The sequence below is a fragment of the Rahnella sp. CG8 genome (assembly GCF_023701875.1).
In the GTDB taxonomy this organism is placed as follows: Bacteria; Pseudomonadota; Gammaproteobacteria; order Enterobacterales; family Enterobacteriaceae; genus Rahnella; species Rahnella aceris.
In genome coordinates, this window is the sequence record NZ_JABAED010000014.1 from 46,733 (window position 1) to 64,862 (window position 18,130).

The 18,130-nt window shown below is 53.8% G+C and carries 17 protein-coding genes and 1 pseudogene; 7 read left to right on the forward strand and 11 right to left on the reverse strand.

Annotated features, from left to right (window positions below):
* Nucleotides 1–134: 134 nt before the first annotated feature.
* Nucleotides 135–1,934 (forward strand): sodium:solute symporter family transporter, encoded by a 1,800-nt coding sequence (locus tag HGO41_RS14490; RefSeq protein ID WP_013575384.1) that lies wholly within the window; start codon nucleotides 135–137, stop codon nucleotides 1,932–1,934.
* Between the two features lie 116 nt (nucleotides 1,935–2,050).
* On the opposite strand, the gene HGO41_RS14495 is transcribed toward HGO41_RS14490, so the two are convergent.
* On the reverse strand, nucleotides 2,051–2,293 hold the full coding sequence (locus tag HGO41_RS14495) for a YgdI/YgdR family lipoprotein (protein ID WP_013575383.1): 243 nt from the start codon (nucleotides 2,291–2,293) through the stop codon (nucleotides 2,051–2,053).
* 32 nt (nucleotides 2,294–2,325) lie between these two features.
* Nucleotides 2,326–2,559: a YgdI/YgdR family lipoprotein gene (locus tag HGO41_RS14500; RefSeq protein WP_015689902.1), complete on the reverse strand. Its 234-nt coding sequence runs from the start codon at nucleotides 2,557–2,559 to the stop codon at nucleotides 2,326–2,328.
* A 262-nt stretch (nucleotides 2,560–2,821) separates the two neighbouring features.
* Between HGO41_RS14500 and HGO41_RS14505 the strand changes: the two are divergent.
* A pseudogene (locus tag HGO41_RS14505) lies at nucleotides 2,822–2,998 on the forward strand (site-specific integrase); the annotation flags it as partial.
* 105 nt (nucleotides 2,999–3,103) lie between these two features.
* Nucleotides 3,104–4,039, forward strand: a complete 936-nt coding sequence (ttcA, locus tag HGO41_RS14510; RefSeq protein WP_217243679.1) for a tRNA 2-thiocytidine(32) synthetase TtcA — start codon at nucleotides 3,104–3,106, stop codon at nucleotides 4,037–4,039.
* A gap of 59 nt (nucleotides 4,040–4,098) precedes the next feature.
* Here ttcA and HGO41_RS14515 read toward each other — a convergent pair whose 3' ends face one another.
* From HGO41_RS14515 to HGO41_RS14525, 3 genes are all read right to left on the reverse strand, one after another.
* Complete coding sequence (locus HGO41_RS14515; protein ID WP_126124854.1) at nucleotides 4,099–4,776, reverse strand: hypothetical protein; 678 nt, start codon at nucleotides 4,774–4,776, stop codon at nucleotides 4,099–4,101.
* 283 nt (nucleotides 4,777–5,059) lie between these two features.
* Nucleotides 5,060–6,043 carry a zinc transporter ZntB gene (gene zntB / locus HGO41_RS14520; RefSeq protein WP_013575379.1) on the reverse strand — a complete coding sequence of 328 codons (984 nt, stop codon included), beginning with the start codon at nucleotides 6,041–6,043 and terminating at the stop codon, nucleotides 5,060–5,062.
* Between the two features lie 79 nt (nucleotides 6,044–6,122).
* Nucleotides 6,123–7,058, reverse strand: coding sequence for a LysR family transcriptional regulator (locus tag HGO41_RS14525; RefSeq protein ID WP_013575378.1), 936 nt, complete (start codon nucleotides 7,056–7,058; stop codon nucleotides 6,123–6,125).
* A 113-nt stretch (nucleotides 7,059–7,171) separates the two neighbouring features.
* Here HGO41_RS14525 and HGO41_RS14530 point away from each other — a divergent pair, with 113 nt between their 5' ends.
* Nucleotides 7,172–8,374: an MFS transporter gene (locus tag HGO41_RS14530; protein WP_013575377.1), complete on the forward strand. Its 1,203-nt coding sequence runs from the start codon at nucleotides 7,172–7,174 to the stop codon at nucleotides 8,372–8,374.
* A gap of 64 nt (nucleotides 8,375–8,438) precedes the next feature.
* On the opposite strand, the gene HGO41_RS14535 is transcribed toward HGO41_RS14530, so the two are convergent.
* A complete protein-coding gene (locus tag HGO41_RS14535) occupies nucleotides 8,439–10,073 on the reverse strand; it encodes an ABC transporter substrate-binding protein (RefSeq protein WP_250981164.1) in 1,635 nt (544 codons plus the stop codon).
* Between the two features lie 145 nt (nucleotides 10,074–10,218).
* A complete protein-coding gene (ycjG, locus tag HGO41_RS14540) occupies nucleotides 10,219–11,196 on the reverse strand; it encodes an L-Ala-D/L-Glu epimerase (RefSeq protein WP_013575375.1) in 978 nt (325 codons plus the stop codon).
* 136 nt (nucleotides 11,197–11,332) lie between these two features.
* Between ycjG and tpx the strand changes: the two genes are divergently transcribed.
* Nucleotides 11,333–11,836 carry a thiol peroxidase gene (tpx, locus tag HGO41_RS14545; RefSeq protein ID WP_013575374.1) on the forward strand — a complete coding sequence of 168 codons (504 nt, stop codon included), beginning with the start codon at nucleotides 11,333–11,335 and terminating at the stop codon, nucleotides 11,834–11,836.
* Between the two features lie 77 nt (nucleotides 11,837–11,913).
* Here the strand turns inward: tpx and tyrR are convergent, their stop codons facing one another.
* Nucleotides 11,914–13,488, reverse strand: coding sequence for a transcriptional regulator TyrR (gene tyrR, locus HGO41_RS14550; RefSeq protein WP_015689897.1), 1,575 nt, complete (start codon nucleotides 13,486–13,488; stop codon nucleotides 11,914–11,916).
* A 255-nt stretch (nucleotides 13,489–13,743) separates the two neighbouring features.
* On the opposite strand from tyrR, the gene xthA reads away from it, so the two are divergent.
* Nucleotides 13,744–14,553: an exodeoxyribonuclease III gene (gene xthA, locus HGO41_RS14555; protein WP_013575372.1), complete on the forward strand. Its 810-nt coding sequence runs from the start codon at nucleotides 13,744–13,746 to the stop codon at nucleotides 14,551–14,553.
* Nucleotides 14,553–14,954 carry a pyrimidine (deoxy)nucleoside triphosphate diphosphatase gene (locus HGO41_RS14560; protein WP_013575371.1) on the forward strand — a complete coding sequence of 134 codons (402 nt, stop codon included), beginning with the start codon at nucleotides 14,553–14,555 and terminating at the stop codon, nucleotides 14,952–14,954. The genes xthA and HGO41_RS14560 overlap by 1 nt, the downstream gene beginning before the upstream one ends.
* 74 nt (nucleotides 14,955–15,028) lie before the next feature.
* On the opposite strand, the gene HGO41_RS14565 is transcribed toward HGO41_RS14560, so the two are convergent.
* From HGO41_RS14565 to HGO41_RS14575, 3 genes are all read right to left on the reverse strand, one after another.
* Nucleotides 15,029–15,343 carry a DUF1496 domain-containing protein gene (locus HGO41_RS14565; protein ID WP_013575370.1) on the reverse strand — a complete coding sequence of 105 codons (315 nt, stop codon included), beginning with the start codon at nucleotides 15,341–15,343 and terminating at the stop codon, nucleotides 15,029–15,031.
* Nucleotides 15,336–17,285, reverse strand: coding sequence for a DNA topoisomerase III (locus HGO41_RS14570; protein WP_013575369.1), 1,950 nt, complete (start codon nucleotides 17,283–17,285; stop codon nucleotides 15,336–15,338). Before HGO41_RS14570 ends, HGO41_RS14565 begins: the two co-directional genes overlap by 8 nt.
* 224 nt (nucleotides 17,286–17,509) lie before the next feature.
* On the reverse strand, nucleotides 17,510–18,061 hold the full coding sequence (locus tag HGO41_RS14575) for an NAD(P)H nitroreductase (protein ID WP_013575368.1): 552 nt from the start codon (nucleotides 18,059–18,061) through the stop codon (nucleotides 17,510–17,512).
* Nucleotides 18,062–18,130: the final 69 nt, after the last annotated feature.

The following is an 18,130-nucleotide window of genomic DNA, read 5'->3' on the forward strand; positions in this document are numbered from 1 at the left end:
GTGACCAGAATCACAATTTGATAACAAACTAAGCATTTCTTATTTGTCCGACTTTTAATTTCAATTCCCTCTTCTACGCTTGCTCAATACATAACCAAAAAACATCTCACCCTACAAACAAGAGAGTAACGACAATGGATATCAACGTTCTGGTCATGATCGGTTACTTCGTCTTAATGATTGCCATCAGTTATGCCTTCAAAAAAATGGCGTCCGGCTCCTCGAGCCACTATTTCCGCGGCGGCGGGCGAATGCTCTGGTGGATGGTCGGCGCGACCGCCTTTATGATCCAGTTCAGCGCCTGGACATTTACCGGTGCGGCCGGTCAGGCTTACCGCTACGGTTTCAATGTCGTCAGCGTGTTTGCCGGTAACGTGTTCGGCTATCTGATCGCCTGGTGGTGGTTTGCCGCCCGCTTCCGCCAGTTGCGTGTTGATACCGCAACCGAGGCAATCAACCATCGCTTCGGCAAAGGTAACGAACAGTTTTTCACCTGGATGATCATTCCGCTGAGCATTCTCAGCGCCGGCGTATGGCTGAACAGCCTGGCGGTGTTTGCCAGCGCGGTATTCCGGCACGACATCACTCTGACGCTATGGGTGACGGGCATCGTGGTGCTGGTGATTTCGCTGCTGAGTGGGGCGTGGGGCGTGGTCGCCAGTGATTTTGTGCAGACGCTGGTGGTGGCGATTATTTCCATTGCCTGCGCAGTGGTGGCGTTATTTAAAGTCGGCGGCCCGGTGAAACTGGTGACGGAGTTTCCTTCCGGCTTCATTACCGGCCCTGACGTTGGCCCGCATTATATTTCCCTGCTGGTGGCCTGTTTCCTGTTCTTCTTTATCAAGAATGTGCAGAGCATCAACAATCTGCAGGATTCCTACCGCTTCCTGAATGCCAAAGACAGTTTCAATGCCAAAAAGGCGGCATTGTTCGCGTTAGTGCTGATGCTGGTCGGTACGATTATCTGGTTCATTCCGCCGTGGGCGGTGGCGATCCTTTATCCTGACGCGGCAACCGCGCATCCGGAACTGGGCAAAAACGCGACCGATGCGGTGTATCTGATTTTTGCAGAACGCGCCATGCCGGTGGGCACCGTCGGCCTGCTGATGGCCGGACTGTTCGCCGCCACCATGTCTTCTATGGATTGCGCACTGAACCGTAATTCCGGGATTTTTGTACGCAGCTTCTGGACGCCGGTCATTAACCGCAACAGTGAACGCAGCGACAAATATCAGTTGCGCGTCGGCCAGATTGCCTGCGTGGTGAATGGCGTACTGGTCATTCTGGTGGCGCAATACATGCACACCATGCAGACAGTCAGCCTGTTCGACCTGATGATGAAAGTCGGCACGCTGATGCAGGCACCGATTGTGGTGCCGCTGTTCCTCGGTGTGTTTATCCGTAAAACGCCGGACTGGGCGGCATGGGTCACCGTATTATTCGGATTATGCGTGTCTTATGTGGTGGCGAACCTGTTCACCGCGCCGGATGTCGCCCGTCTGCTGGGGATCACCCTGACGGCACGTGAACTGCTGGATGTGGCGATCATGTGGAATATCTTTGCGCACCTGGTGTTTACCGGCGGGTTCTTCTGCCTGACCACTCTGTTCTATCGCGAGTCCGATACGGTGCGGGAAACTCAGCGCCAGCAGTTCTTTTCTGACATGGAGACACCCGTCTATGCCGACCATGAACAAGATGAGTTCGACCGCCTGCAGCGCGATAAAATCGGCCGTATTTCGATGTACATGGGCGCGGGGTTGCTGCTGATGGTGCTGGTGCCGAATCCGTTGTGGGGACGGCTCCTGTTCCTGCTGTGCGCCCTGTCAGTTCTGCTGTTCGGCTGGATATTGCACCGCAGCGCAGAAAAAGGCATGAAAGCCGCACTGGCCAAAAAAGCATTAAAACGCAATGTGGTGACGTCGCAAAGATAGGGGCAATGAGAAAACCAATGCAGAGATTTGGGCAACGGTTTGCGGTAATCCGTTCATAAAAAACCCGCTTTAGCAGCGGGTTTTAATATCAGACAAAAAAAGATTACGCACCGGATTTACTTCGGAAGTTCTGTTACCTGTTTCACTTCAGTTTTGCTGATTTGCTGTTTCACACCATTGGCGTCGGTATATTCCAGCAGACCGGAATCTGCTTCTTTCGGTTTACCGTCGCTGATGATGGTTCGCGCATCATTGGTCTGAATCGCATAACTCGTGCGGGTACAGCCAGACAGCGCTGCGACACACAGGATAGCGGCTAAAGGCAAAAGCATTTTTTGAGGCAATAAATTCCTGTTCATCATTCTCTCCTTTGTCAGAATTTCCGGATAAATCAGTTATCCAGTTCACTCATATTTTTAACCTGGTCGCGATTGATCTGCTCGGTTTTACCCGTCTCGGCATTTTTATAAGACACCAGACCGGTATCGTCATCTACCTGAGGTTTACCGTCTGTGACGATGGTTTTCCCGTCCGTAGTTTTAATCGCCTGATTAGACGCGCAACCTGCGACAAAAAGAATGGATACAGCGGCAAGTGACGCGGCAATAAGGTTTTTCCTGTTCATACTTCTCTCCTGAAAGTGATTCTGATTTAACAATGCGTTTAGTAAGCATAGTTAGCATTTCAGCTTGTTCATTGAGAAACATCTGTATTTGCCCCGTACCTTCATCACAGGTGTGTCATTCAAGGCACAAAATCCCTTAAACAGCCCCGCTTCCCCTCTGCGGACAGGTAAAATAACCTAAACTGTTGCCTGAAAAAATTTGCCGATTCTTGGCCGGAGATGACCGAAAGTACTCATGAACATCTGAAAGTTTATTTGTCGTTATGACACCGAAAATAAGGGTCGCCTCTTCTTCCAGACCTGCAACTCCCTTTCCCCAAGCGGAGCATGCCGGAATGCTGCTATAAAACGCGCTGACATTTCACGGCGTAATCCGTATCATACGCGCCACACGAACGCATGCCGGATGCTGACTGCGGGAACAAACCCGCCTTTTATCATCGGCTGTTGGAGCATGAAAGCGACCCGACCGGTATGCTGAACAAGAAACTCGCGTTGCAGGTTTTCCCCCTGCTGCGCCACCAGACGAATCGAACATCAAAAAATGTCAGATAATCAATTAGTTAATAAAAAAGAGCAGTACAACCTCAACAAGTTACAAAAGCGCCTGCGCCGTGACGTTGGGAAAGCAATTGCTGACTTCGGTATGATCGAAGAAGGTGATCGCATTATGGTTTGTCTTTCCGGCGGAAAAGACAGCTACACCATGCTCGAAATTTTGCGCAACCTGCAACAAAGCGCGCCGGTGAATTTTTCACTGGTGGCGGTCAATCTTGACCAGAAACAACCGGGGTTTCCGGCACACATCCTGCCTGAGTATTTAGACGCGCTGGGTGTGGAATATAAGATTGTCACCGAAGACACCTATTCCATCGTCAAAGATAAAATCCCGGAAGGCAAAACGACCTGTTCCCTGTGTTCACGTCTGCGCCGCGGGATTTTGTACCGCACCGCGACGGAACTGGGTTGTACCAAGATTGCCCTCGGCCATCACCGCGATGACATTCTGCAAACCTTGTTCCTCAACATGTTCTACGGCGGCAAGCTGAAAGGAATGCCACCAAAACTGATGAGCGACGACGGTAAACACATCGTGATCCGTCCGCTGGCATACTGCCGCGAGAAAGATATCGAACGTTTTGCGATTGCGCGCGAATACCCGATTATCCCTTGTAACCTGTGCGGCTCGCAGCCAAACCTGCAACGTCAGGTTATCGGCGACATGCTGAAAGACTGGGATAAAAAATATCCTGGCCGCATTGAGACCATGTTCAGCGCGATGCAAAATGTGGTGCCTTCGCATCTCAATGACATGAATCTGTTCGATTTTAAAGGGATCCGTCATGGCGATGCCGTAGTCGACGGTGGAGATCTGGCGTTTGACCGTGAAGATATTCCGCTGCAGCCTGTTGGCTGGCAGCCGGATGAAGATGAAGCGGCGGTGCCGGTTGAGCGTCTGAACGTGCTGGAAATTAAATAATCTCCCGCGCAGCGTTCACTGTGAATCTTATAGCCCGCGCAATGCGGGCTTTTTGTTTATCAGGCTAGTGTGAACGTCTCCGTCCAGTTGTAATTAGTCATGACAAGGTTCACCGGCAAACTAAGCGAGCCAAAGTCTTTCTGCCGGTTTTCATGGAACCAGACACGCAGCGATTCAGGCAGATATTGCGCGCTGTAACGCAGCAAGGTGCTGTGCCAGAAGACTTGCGGGATTTCCGTGTTGGGGAATCGCTCTCTGATCCTGGCTGCCCACGGCGTATTCAGCAGATGCTCAACCAGCGCCTGTCTCACCAGCAAACTTTCCGCGTCCGGAAATCCCGCCAGCAGAAGCTGATCCGGTAAAGCCACCAGCCGCAAATCGCTGATCTGCATAACATGGCCACGGCAATACTGTTCAAAAATGCTGATCAGATCCGCGAGGCCTTCCGCGTCTTCAGGGCGGTCATACAGCGCCTGCGTGATGGCGAAAAAAGTGAAATGCATGCCGTTAACCTGCGCCACATCGGCCAGCGGATCCCCCTGCGCAGCGGTGGCTAAGTCTGCCAGTAACCCCGCCATCCGGGGGCCTGCGCGATGACCGCTGGTGATGGCAAGCCGCGTCGGGTGATAAAAAGGCTCAGTGCGGATTTCGCCCGTGTCGCGGTGGTTTTTCCAGATGCCGGATGTTTTAGTGGTCGTATTTTCATACGCCTGATGAATCATTTCCCGGGTATGCACAGCAATCTCCTGTTATGTCGAAAATAAGGCAGGCAAGCAAAAATGCCTGTACAGGCCTTCCGCAGGGGAGAAACCTTAAAAAAGATTGAGCGAAATCAACATTAGAATGGCTGAATCGGTGCAGTATCTATTCCGCAGGTGAATGCAACGTCAAGCGATGGGCGTTGTGCTCCATATTGTCTTATTTCCAAATTTTTAGAATTAATGCATAGCACAATTTAATTCGAACGACGCCGGTCTTATGACCGGCTTTTTTTTGGCTTTTTTTCAGCCAGTTAATGCTCTACAGCCACCGGCTTTTTTTCATCCACAGTGCGACACCACCGCCCAGCGCCAGCAGACAGGCACAGAAAATCCCGAAACCAAACGGCGAGGTATTGCCGGGAATACCGCCCAGATTGACACCAAACAGACCGGTCAGGAACGTCGCAGGCAGGAAGACCATCGCCAGCAGCGACATGGTGTAAGTGCGGCGGTTCAGTGAATCGGCCAACAGTGAGCTGATTTCATCCGAGAGCACGGCAGTACGCGCAATGCTGGCATCCAGATCATCCAGTCCGCGCCCCAGCCGATCGGAAATTTCCTGCATCAGACGGCGGTCATCGTCATTCATCCACGGCAGGCGTTCACTGGCAAGGCGGGAGAACACATCGCGCTGCGGCGCCATATAGCGACGTAAAACGATAAGCTGTTTGCGCAGCAACGCCATCGCACCCCGCTCCGGCACCTGCTGCTCCATCAAATCATCCTCAATATCGATAATTTTATCGTGCAGATCTTCAATGAAATTACTGGTGTGATCGGTCAGCGCATCACAAATTTCCACCAGCCAGCGTCCGGTATTCCGCGGCCCGCTGCCTTGCTTCATATCCCCGATCATCTCTTCCATGGAAAACACTTTCCGGTGCCGCGTGGAGACAATCATTTTATCGGTGAGGTAGACGCGGATGGTGACCAGCTGATCGGGCCGCGCATCCGCATTAAGATTGATACTGCGCAAGGTGATCAGCGTGCCCTCGCCTACGCGCATAACTTTCGGGCGGACGCTGTCCCCGGCCAGTGCCTCGCGCACGGTATCCGGTAACACCGGCGTGCTGTTGATCCACTGTTCGCTGGCAGGAAGCGTGTAATCAAGATGCAACCAGCAGGGTTTATCTTCACTGGCGACACATAGCGGACTGATATCGTTCACGCCGCCCTGTCCGTCCATCTGGAAAGCATAAACGGCATCTGAAACCTGTAGTTCTTTTCCCTTGATGACTTCCACGACATTCCTCGCTTTTTCTTCGTTATCTGTTTTAAGTTTAGCGCTAAGTCTCTCAGTTTCGCGACATAACCGAGTGTTTCTACCCGCCGGGTGTCTGCATTTCGGCCAGTTCAGGCATCACGCCGCGCATCATTTCGAGGAATTTGCGCAGGCGCGCCGGATAATAACTGGAATACGGATAGACCAGATAAACCGGCAGCGGCAAGGCGTTCCAGCCGGGTAATACGCGCTGTAAACGTCCTTCGGCGATGTCTTCTTTGACGATCCACGCAGACACAATGCCCGCCCCTAATCCCGACAACGCGGCCTTACGCATGGCGTATAAACTGTCAGTCGCCATACGCGGCGCAATGTTGCAACTTTCCATTCTGCCGTCATTGTCATGTTTTAGCGTAAATTCGTTGCGGTAATACGTGCTGAAAGAAATCCAGGGTAATTTTGCCAGTTCGCTGACCCGGGTAACCGGATGCTGCCGCAGCAGTTCCGGCGTCGCCACCACAATACGTGGCACCTCGGCCAGCAAAATGGCCACCATCGACGGATCGGCAACATTCCCCACCTGAATGGCGCAGTCAATATCTTCAGAAATGAAGTCCGGCGTGCGGTCATTCAGCATCCAGTCGACGGAAAGATTCGGGTATCGCTGTAAATAACGGGTCAGCGGCGCGATCAGCTGGTCCTGTCCGAACGCATGCGGCGCACGCACCCGCAGGGTCCCCACCGGTTCATCACCCGCCCCGCTTAGTTGATCTTCCAGCGAGACCCAGCGTTCGAGTAATAATTTTGCCTGCTCATAACACCGCTGGCCGTCGTCGGTGAGCTTCATCGCGTGGGTGGTGCGCAGGATAAGTTTCGCGCCCAGCAGGCGCTCGAGTGACTGCAAACGGCGACTGACGGTCGGCTGGCTGGTGCTCAGTTGCGCCGCAGCCGCAGACAAACTGCCGCTTTCCACAATACGCACAAAAGTTTGCATCAGGTCGATACGGTCAATACCGCTGGTGACGGGTGTATTCATACGCCTCACGTATAACAGTTTTACCTTTCTGCAGGCTACCACTTATAACCATTCGGGTGAAGAATGCATTCCACGCACTTACGGCTACAAACTTATTATTCAGGGGTCACGTTATGTCAGAACTTACCAGCACATCCCATGTTGAGGGATCCGCCCTGTCGGGCAAAATCATTTTTACACTGGCCGCCGGTGCGGGGTTAAGCGTCGCCTCGATTTACTACAGCCAGCCGATGCTCGGCATTATGGGCGGTAATCTGCAAGCCAGCACCACGTCCGTCGGTCTGATTCCGACGCTCACACAGGCCGGTTACGCATTGGGAATTCTGTTTCTCATTCCGCTGGGTGACCGCCATGACCGCCGCACCATTATTCTGCTGAAAAGCATTTTACTGGCCGCTGCATTGCTGCTGTGTGGTTTTGTGCCAGGCATTCACGGTTTGCTGGTCGCCAGCCTGATCACCGGTATCGGTGCCACCATGGCGCAGGATATCGTGCCCGCCTCGGCGCATCTGGCGCCAGCCGCACAACGGGGGAAAACGGTCGGCACGGTGATGACTGGTCTTCTGGTCGGGATTTTGCTTTCCCGCGTACTCAGTGGTTTTGTGGCCGAATATTTTGGCTGGCGGGTGATGTATCAGCTGGCGGCACTGAGCGTCGCGCTGATTGGCGTTGCGCTCTGGCGGGTATTGCCGCGTTTCAAACCGGATACGCGTATCAGTTATGCCGGTCTGCTGCACTCGATGTTTGGCTTGTGGAAAAACTATAAAACACTGCGTCATGCCGCACTGGCTCAGGGTTTGCTGTCCGTCGCGTTCAGTGCCTTCTGGTCAACGCTGGCGATTATGCTTAACGAACAGTTCCATCTGGGCAGCGCGGTGGCCGGGGCATTTGGTCTGGCGGGTGCAGCAGGGGCATTAGCTGCGCCGCTGGCCGGTGCGTTAGCCGATAAGAAAGGCCCGGCGCGGGTCACGCAAATGGGTTCAGCACTGGTGATGATTTCTTTTGCGGCGATGTTCCTGTTACCGCTGTTGTCACCGCACGCTCAGCTGGCGCTGATTGTGCTGAGCGCCATCGGTTTTGACTTAGGTATTCAGGCCACGCTGGTGGCACATCAGACGCTGGTGTATGGCCTTGAACCAGCGGCACGCGGCAGACTGAATGCCCTGCTGTTCACCGTGGTGTTTATCGGCATGTCAGCCGGTGCGGCGCTGGGCAGTAAAGCGCTGGCAACCGGTGGCTGGACGGGTGTGGTGGCGCTGGCAACGATTGCGGCCGGTGCGGCACTCTTGCTACGTCTGTTCAGCCGTAAAAACTGAAAGATGAGGTAAAAGAAAAGCGCCCGCAGCTATTCACTGCGGGCGCTTTTTTACGTCAGAAATATCAATGTCTGAGGATGTACATTTCCTGACTGTAAGCCACATCCTCCGGGTTATTAATCGGATAGCCTTTCACCCAGGGTTTGATCAGACGGCCGTTGGTGTACTGATAAATCGGCGCAATGGGGGCCTGTCCGGTAATAATCTGCTCGGCTTTGTTGTAGTCATTATTGCGGCGCGCTTCGCTGGTTTCACGGCTGGCGTCACTGATGACTTTATCGTATTCCGCATTGCTGAATTTGCTGATGTTGCCGTTATGTGTGGACGTCAGCAGCGACAGAAACGTCGAGGCTTCGTTGTAATCGCCGACCCAGGACGCGCGGATCACATCGAAATTACCGGTGTTGCGGCTGTCGATGTACGTTTTCCATTCCTGATTCACCAGTTTCACATCGGCACCCAGCGTCTTTTTCCACATCGATGCCACTGCGATGGCAATCTTCTGATGGCTTTCCGAGGTGTTGTACAGCAGCGTCAGATGCAGCGGTTTTGACGGGCCGTAACCGGCCGCCGCCAGCAGGCTTTTCGCCTGTGCGTTCAGTTCTTCCTGTGAATATTGCTGCAGCTCACTTTCAGCCGGTTTAAAGCCGTTGGTCACATCCGGCGTAAAGCGCCACGCCGGTTTTTCGCCCGTGCCCAGCACTTTTTCAGCAATAATTTTACGGTCAATACTCAGTGAAAGCGCCTGACGCACCCGGACGTCGTCGGTCGGCGCACGGCGGGTATTGAAGGCGTAATAATAAGTGCCGAGCTGATACGGCGTGTAAACCTGCCCCGGCAAATCATGCAGCAATTTTTTGTACTGGTCTTTCGGGAAGGACTCGGTGATGTCGATATCATTGGCCAGATAACGTTTCGTGGCGTTGGATTCTTTGTTGATCGGCACGAAGGTGACTTTCGTCAGCACCGTGCGGGCATGATCCCAGTAATACGGGTTCGGTTCCAGCACCAGCTTTTCATTGACCACGCGGTCTTTCAGCACATACGCGCCGTTACCCACCAGATTGCCCGGTTTGGTCCATTCATCACCGTATTTTTCAACAGTGGCTTTATGCACCGGGAACAGGCTGAAATTCGCCAGCAGACTGACGAAATAAGGCACCGGTTTATCCAGAGTAACGCGTAAAAGCGTCGGGCTGACGGCGGTCACACCCAGTTTATCCACCGGCATTTTCCCGGCGATAATCGCATCCGCATTAGCAATGCCGGCCAGCCCGGCAAACCACGCACCGGATGATGACCCTTTCGGATCCACCAGACGCTGCCAGCTATAGACAAAATCCTGTGCGGTCACCGGATCGCCGTTCGACCATTTGGCGTCTTTGCGTAAAGTGAACAGGAACACCTGATTGTTCTGGTTTTGCCAGTTTTCCGCCACGCCCGGAATATTTTTCCCGGTGGCGTCCTGATTCACCAGCCCTTCGAATAAATCACGCGCCACCTGCGCTTCCGGCAGGCCGACAACTTTTGCCGGATCCAGTGAGGCGGGTTCGTCTTTAATGTGACGGACAATTTCCTGTTTTGTCGCGAGCTGGGAACCGGCAGGAACCTGAGCGGCGATAGCCTGACTGGCAGTCAGCGCCGCCAGCACAGCGCATACGGAATACGATAAAAGCGGAAATGGATTTCCCTGCAGCATAAATTCTCCTGAACTGACAAAGGGCTACGCCCTGAAACATTCACGAGTTTTATCATTACCGGTAATAATTCCCTATAAGAAATCATTACAGATTTGCCTTCGCGCACAAAACCGCCGGGTTTGGTGAATAAAAAGCCGGGCGAAGTCAGTCCGAACCGGCAACGTCAATGCCACCGCAGTGAAATTTCATGGCCGGTTCGACGTCCTGAGCCAGCCAGGTCGGGCCATCAAGGTCAATAAACTTAGCCCCCGCCGTCAGCGGTAATGCTGCGCGAACCGCCCGTGACGTGCACAACATGCAGCCGAGCATAATCTCAAAACCCTGTTCACGCGCGGCTTCTGCCAGCACCAGTGCACCGGTGAGTCCACCGGTTTTATCCAGTTTAATGTTCACCATGTCATAGCGGTTTTTCAGCGCCGGTAAGCCTTCAACCGTATGACAGCTTTCGTCAGCGCAAATCGGCAGCGGGTGGATAAAGTTTTCCAGTACCGAATCCTCACCGGCAGGCAGCGGCTGTTCAAGCATCAGAATGCCGAGGTCAGCCAGCAACTGACAGCGAGCCGCCAGTCCGTCACTTTGCCAGGCTTCATTAGCATCGATAATCAGCGAGGCGTTCGGCACGGCGGCACGCACCGCCACCAGCCGTTCGGCAATCAGGCGGTCATCAAGTTTGATTTTCAGCAGAGTCGCCCCCTTTTGCTGCAAGGCCAGCGCCGCTTCCGCCATCGCTTCCGGCGAACCGATACTCACCGTCTGCGCCATGCTGATGGAAGGCAGCGGTTCAGTGCCGGTCAGTTGCCATAAATTCAGGCCACTGGTCTGGGATTCAAGGTTCCACAGCGCACAGTCCAGCGCATTGCGGGCGGCGCCTGCCGGAAGTATCTGTTGCAGTTTTTCGCGGCTGGCACCCTGTTCTATAGCGGTAACGACGCTGGCGATTTGTGCCATTACCGAGGTTTCGCTCTCGTCATAACGCGGATACGGCGTGCATTCCCCGACGCCGCGAATGCCGCTTTCTTCTATTTCGACCACCACCACCCGCGCTTCAGTGCGGCTGCCACGGGAGATCACAAACGGCGTATGTAACGGCCAGGCTTCAGGATAAAAGCGAACACTTCTCATAGCGTCTCCAATAGTGAAATGCGCCCTGCGGGATACAATCAATACATACAACTTATTAACAAATAATCTATATCCAACATAGCATTGTTCCCCTAAACTGAAAGCCGTTTGACTCAAATGGAAATAGGAAATAATCATGACCCAGACAGTACACTTTCAAAGCAACCCGGTTAGCGTTGCAGGCAAAATCCCTCAGAAAGGCGATGTTGCTAAGCCTTTCACCCTGGTCGCTAAAGATCTTTCTGATGTCAGCCTGAGCAGCTTCGCGGGCAAACGTAAAGTCCTGAACATTTTCCCAAGCATCGATACCGGCGTTTGCGCCACGTCCGTCCGCAAATTCAACCAACTGGCGGCTGACATCGACAACACTGTGGTGCTGTGCATTTCTGCTGATCTGCCCTTCGCACAGTCCCGTTTCTGCGGCGCGGAAGGCCTGTCCAACGTGATTACCCTGTCCACCCTGCGTGGCGGTGATTTCAAATCCGAATACGGCGTGGGCATTACCGATGGCGCATTGTCCGGTCTGACTGCCCGTGCGGTTGTGGTGCTGGATGGTCAGGATAACGTGTTGTACAGCGAGCTGGTGAATGAAATCACCACTGAGCCTGACTATGAATCTGCGCTGGCTGTGCTGAAATAATCACTTCTTAGCAGATGAAAAAAAAGCAACGGCGTAATCCGTTGCTTTTTTATTGTGCATAATTTCTGAACCGGGAATTACTCGTCGCTGTCGCCCGTTTCGCCACGACGACTGCTGAGGCCGTATTCGCGCAGTTTGTTAGCAATAGCCGTGTGTGAGACGCCCAGACGTTTCGCCAGTTTACGCGTGCTCGGATAAGTGCGGTAAAGCCGGGTCAGCACGGAGCGTTCGAAACGTTTGCTGATGTCGTCAAGCGAACCGTTCAGTGCTTCCTCACCTATCGTCACTTCAGCGTCAAAGTCCGGCAGAACGATGTCCTGCGGGCGTAGCTCTCCGCCTTCCAGTTGCGTCAGCGCACGATAAATGGCATTTTTCAACTGGCGGACGTTGCCCGGCCAGCCGTAATGCGTCAGGTAATTCGCCAGCTGTGAAGACAGTTTCGGACGCGGCATCCCCTGTTCATCCGAGAAACGCGCCACGAACAGTTCAGTCAGCGGCATCACATCCGCAGGACGGTCGCGCAGTGGTGGCAGTGTCAGGCTCAGCACGTTCAGGCGGTAATACAGATCCTCACGGAACTCGCCGCGCTGCACCAGTTCCACCAGGTTTTTCTGAGTGGCGCACATCACGCGGACATCCACTTTCACTTCGTGCTCTTCACCCACGCGACGGAACGTACCGTCATTGAGGAAGCGCAGCAGTTTGATCTGCATTCTCGGCGACATTTCACCGATCTCATCGAGCAGCACGGAGCCGCCGTTAGCCTGTTCAAAGAAGCCTTTTTTGCCTTCCAGCGCATTCGGATAAGCGCCTGCCGCGTAGCCAAACAGCTCACTTTCTACGACGTCATCCGGCAGCGACGCACAGTTCAGACCGAGGAAAGGTTTTTTGCCGCGTGCACTGCGCAGATGGCAGGCATGCGCCAGTAAATCTTTACCGGTGCCGGTATCACCGACAATCAGCAGCGGCGCATCCAGCATGGCAAGTTTACGCGCCTGATCCAAAACGTGACGCATTTTGGTGCTGACTGCGACGATGTGGTCAAACTCACTGTCATCGTTAACAGTCAGATCCTGCAACTGACGTCCCATGCGGGCAGCCGATTTGAGCATGACGACGGCGCCGGCAATTCCGCCTTTTTCGTCTTCGTCATCCACATGTATTGGCGTGAGATCCATCAGGAAATCCTGGCTGCGGATCACAATACGTTCGGTGTGTGGCTGGGCATTTTCGCTTTCCAGCCAGCGCGTGACGTTGTAACCGGTGATCAGATTCGCTGCTGTCACATTGCGGATTTTGTCTTCATCGAGTTCAAACAATGCCATCGCCGACGGATTGGCCTGCTCGACCTTGCCTTTCATATCAATGGAAAAAACCGGTTCCGGCATGGAAACCAGTAAAGCGCGTAACGCACGATGCTCCCGTTCGGAAGGCATGAACGACACGGTACGGACGTCCGTCACGCCGTCGATGCGGCGGATTTCAGCCATCAGGGCGCGAAAAGTATCAAAATCCAGTTGGGAAAAATTCAGGTAAATACGGCCAATCGAGGCAATCTCGATACCGCGTAAATCAATACTGCGTAAAACCAGTAAATCGAGGAGTTCACGGGTGAGACCCAGGCGGTCTTCGCAAAAAACTTCCAGACGCATCAGTGTTGACCTTTTTCTGCCGGTGCGGAAATCGCTGCAGGCATAATACTCTTTCATGTACACCGGAAGAAGAGACTGTCACGAAAAGTTGACAAAATAATTCGCTGAATGACATCTGACTGCCATGATGATCGGGTAAGGATTTTGCTTTCATAGTGATTTCTGCTGACAGCATCCGGCACATGTTGGTTTCGCCATCCCGCCTTTTTCTGCTACTATCGCCCTTCTGATTTCATCGCCAAATGGTTCCCGACTATGAAGTTCGTCTCCTTTAATATCAATGGATTGCGCGCACGTCCACATCAGCTTGCGGCAATAATCGAACAGCACCAGCCTGACGTTATTGGTTTACAAGAAACCAAGGTGCATGACGATATGTTCCCGCTGGAAGAAGTCAGCCAGCACGGGTATCACGTGTTTTATCACGGGCAAAAAGGCCATTACGGCGTTGCCATGCTGACCAAGCAAGAACCCGTCGCTGTACGCCGTGGTTTCCCCGGTGATGATGAAGAATCTCAGCGCCGCATCATCATGACCGATATCGAAACGCCACAAGGCATTCTGACGGTCATCAACGGTTACTTCCCGCAGGGTGAAAGCCGCGACCATCCGACTAAATTCCCGGCAAAAGAGAAGTTTTACCGTGATTTGCAGGATTACCTGACCACCAGTTTGTCGGTGAACAATCCGGTCGTGGTGATGGGCGATGTGAATATCAGCCCGACCGATCTGGACATTGGTATCGGCGAAGACAGTCGCAAACGCTGGCTGCGCACCGGTAAATGTTCGTTTCTGCCGGAAGAACGTGAGTGGATGGATCGCCTGAAAGGCTGGGGTCTGATCGACACCTTCCGTGCCGCCAACCCCGACACCGCTGATAAATTCTCGTGGTTTGATTACCGTTCACGCGGCTTTGATGAAAACCGTGGTCTGCGTATTGATCTGATCATGGCGAGCACGCCGCTGGCCGCGCGTTGTATCGCCACCGGGATTGATTACGATATCCGCGGGATGGAAAGGCCGTCTGACCATGCGCCAATCTGGGCGACGTTCGACCTGAAGTAATGACCATGAAAACGATTGATGTGGTCGCCGCCCTGATTGAGCGCGAGGGCAAATTGCTGCTTGCCCGTCGGGATGCGTCCGGCGATCAGGCCGGTTTGTGGGAATTTCCCGGCGGCAAAGTCGAAGCCGGGGAAAGCCAGCCTGCTGCATTAGTGCGCGAGTTGCAGGAAGAAATGGGCATCACTGCCACGGTGGAAGATTTCATCGCCACCAGCGTTGTGCAACAGTCTGAACGGTTAATTCGTTTGCATGGCTGGCGGGTCAGCGGGTTTACCGGCGAGATTAGGTTACAGTGTCACTCTGAAATCTGTTGGGTAACGCCGGATGAGGTGCTGTCGTTTGAACTGGCACCGGCGGATATCCCGCTGGCACAAGCTTATCTGGCAAAATTTGCCGGTTAGCGATCATGGCAAATAAAAAGGCGCGGACTGTTGCCAGTTTCGCGCCTTTTTTGTCTGAACATTTTAAGAAAGCGTTATTTCTTCAACACTTGCCATTTGAGTTCGTTGGTGCCCACCACATTCGGATCACGGGAACACTGCAGGACCACGCTGTCTGCCGTGACAACGGCCCCCTCGCTGTAACTCTGGTTGTTGTAGATACAGCAATTGTGGCAGGTTGGCGCGCTGTTATTGTTGTTGCCGCTGTTCTGCCAGATTTGCGGCGGCAATGGCACAACGACATCCGTACCGTTGCCGATATTGCTGCGGTTCGCCATCGCCGGTGCAGCCAGCAACGCGGAACTGATCAGCGCTGCCATCAGAACTTTACGGATAAAAACATTATTCATCACTGTTTGCTTCCTTCCCTTTGGTACTCGCTTTGCGGCGTTTAGGGGCGCTTTTGCCTTTCGCCACAGCGCCCGCCGGTTTGGAAGGCAGACTGCGGAATGCCGAAGACACCCGGTTCGTTTTGGCCTGCATGATGAGATTCTGCAACGTCGCGACCAGCGGTTGCATGAAATCCTGATAACGGCAGCTCTTTTCACTGATACGCGTCAGCGTGGATTCCCAGTCAGCGGTCATATCCGGGCGGGCGGCGATGTCCGGCAGCGAGTGGATCAGCGCGCGGCCGGTATCGCTGGAATGAATATAGCGCCCTTTCTTATACAAAAATTCGCGGCGGAACAGCAGCTCGATAATCCCGGCACGCGTTGCTTCCGTACCTAATCCATCTGTCGCACGCAGGATTTTTTTCAGTTCTTTATCCTGCACAAAACGCGCAATCCCGGTCATGGCGGAAAGCAATGTAGCATCGGTAAAAGGCCGCGGCGGCTGGGTCTGGCGTTCAACCACTTCTCCGCGCTCGCACAACAGTTCGTCACCTTTGGCCACCACCGGCAGCGGCGTGCCTTCGTTTTCCTCGTCGCGTTCTTTACTGCCCAGCAACGTGCGCCAGCCCGCCTCGGCCAGAAAACGCGCTTTGGCGATAAATTTACCGCCCGCGATATCCAGGTCGATAACACATTTGCGGTAAACCGCATCCGGGCAGAACTGCATCAGATACTGGCGCGCCACCAGACCGTAAATTTTGCGTTCGTCATCCGTCAGGTTGACGTTACTGCTGCGCGCCGTCGGGATAATCGCATGGTGCGCATCAACCTTTTTGTCATCCCAGCAACGGTTACGTAAATCGGTATCCACTGCCGGTTGTGGCATCAGGTCAGGCCGGTGAACGCCAATGGCATTCAGCACGGCATGACGCCCGGCAAAATGCTCTTCTGGCAGGTATCGGCAATCCGAACGCGGATACGTAATCAATTTGTGCGTTTCATACAATTTCTGACAGATATCAAGAATTTGCTGAGCACTCAGCCCGAAGGCTTTAGAGCCTTCAATCTGCAATGTGGAGAGTGAAAACGGCAGCGGCGCAATATCATTCTCACGCTTGTCATTATAGCCGGTGACCATCGCCGGTTGTCCGGCAATACGCGCCACGACATGATCGGCCAGCGGACGGTGCAGCAATCGCCCTTCTTCATCCTGATACGGCTCGCAGGAATCACTCGGCTGCCACAGCGCGACAAAACGCTCTTCGGCAGGTGTGACGATATGCGCTTTTACTTCAAAGAAATCTTTCGGCACGAAGTTTTCGATATCTTCATCGCGACGGACCACCAGTCCGAGAACCGGGGTCTGTACGCGTCCGACGGAGAGCACGCCGTTGTAACCGGCGTTGCGCCCCAGAATGGTGTAGGCGCGGGTCATATTGATGCCGTAAAGCCAGTCGGCACGGGCGCGGGCCAGCGCGGAAACACACAGCGGAATAAAATCGCGGTTGTCGCGCAGCCGCTCAATAGCACGCTCGACGGCCTGCGGGTTGAGATCGTTAATCAGGCAGCGCTGGGTCGCGTGACGTTTTTCCGGCGTCAGTTCGAGATAATCCAGCACTTCATCCACCAGCAACTGCCCTTCGCGATCCGGGTCACCGGCGTGGACAACCTGCGAGGCCTCGAGCAATAAGCGTTTAATGACGTTGAGTTGTTTGGCGACGGAAGAACGCGGCTGAAGCTGCCACTTTTCAGGAATGATCGGCAAATCGGCGAGCGACCAGCGCGCAAAGCGGCTGTCGTAGGCATCGGGCTGCGCCTGTTCGAGTAAGTGGCCGACGCACCAGGTCACCACCTGATCGTTGCCACAGGCAATATAACCATCGCCCCGGCGATGAGGTTTCGGCAGGACATCCGCAATCGCGCGGGCAAGGCTGGGTTTTTCGGCAATGAACAGACGCATCAACAGGCACCTGTTTGCGGTGTAATCGCGACAAAGATTTCCATTATCCCACCCTTCATTTCACTACGTCCTCATCATGCAGAGTGGCTATGTTAGCCGCTGACGGCGTAATTAGTAAGATGGTTACAAGGATCCGCGACGGCGGTCGCTCATTTAGGCAGCAAAAAAACCGGTTTAATCGGAAAAGGCCGATCAAAACCGGTTGATAAGTGAGCGGTCTGATTTTACAAATGCGTGACGAATGGCGTGCTGTCGGCCGGGATCACCTGCAAACTGGCTTTCAGTTGCGGTGTACCGAGATACAGGAAACCGACGATTTTATCGTTTTCACCACATTTGAATGCCTTGCGTACGTCCGGATGATCAGTCCACGCGCCGGTACGCCAGATGCCGTTAAAACCCTGCGCCAGTGCAGCCATCTGCATGGCATGAACCGCACAACCGGCGGAAAGCAACTGTTCCCATTGCGGTACTTTAGGACTTTCTTTGCACACGGCAATCACGGTAATAATTTGCGGTGCGCGCAATGGCGCCTGCGTGGCTTTCTCAATGGCTTTTTCATCCGCGCCGTCTTTTATGGCGGCCGCGCGCAGCACCTCACTGAAACGGGTCAGGCCGTCGTTTTCAGCAATGACAAAACGCCAGGGTTGCAGGGCACCGTGATCCGGGGCGCGCATACCCGCATGGATGATGTTTTGCAGCGCTTCACCTGCCGGTGCCGGTGCAGCCAGGCGGGAAGCAGAACGGCGGTTAAGTAATAAGTCCAAAGCGTCCATGATGTTCTCCTGAGAATAATTGCTATTTGAATTACGTTAACATAATCGTAACGCCTTTTTCCAACGGTC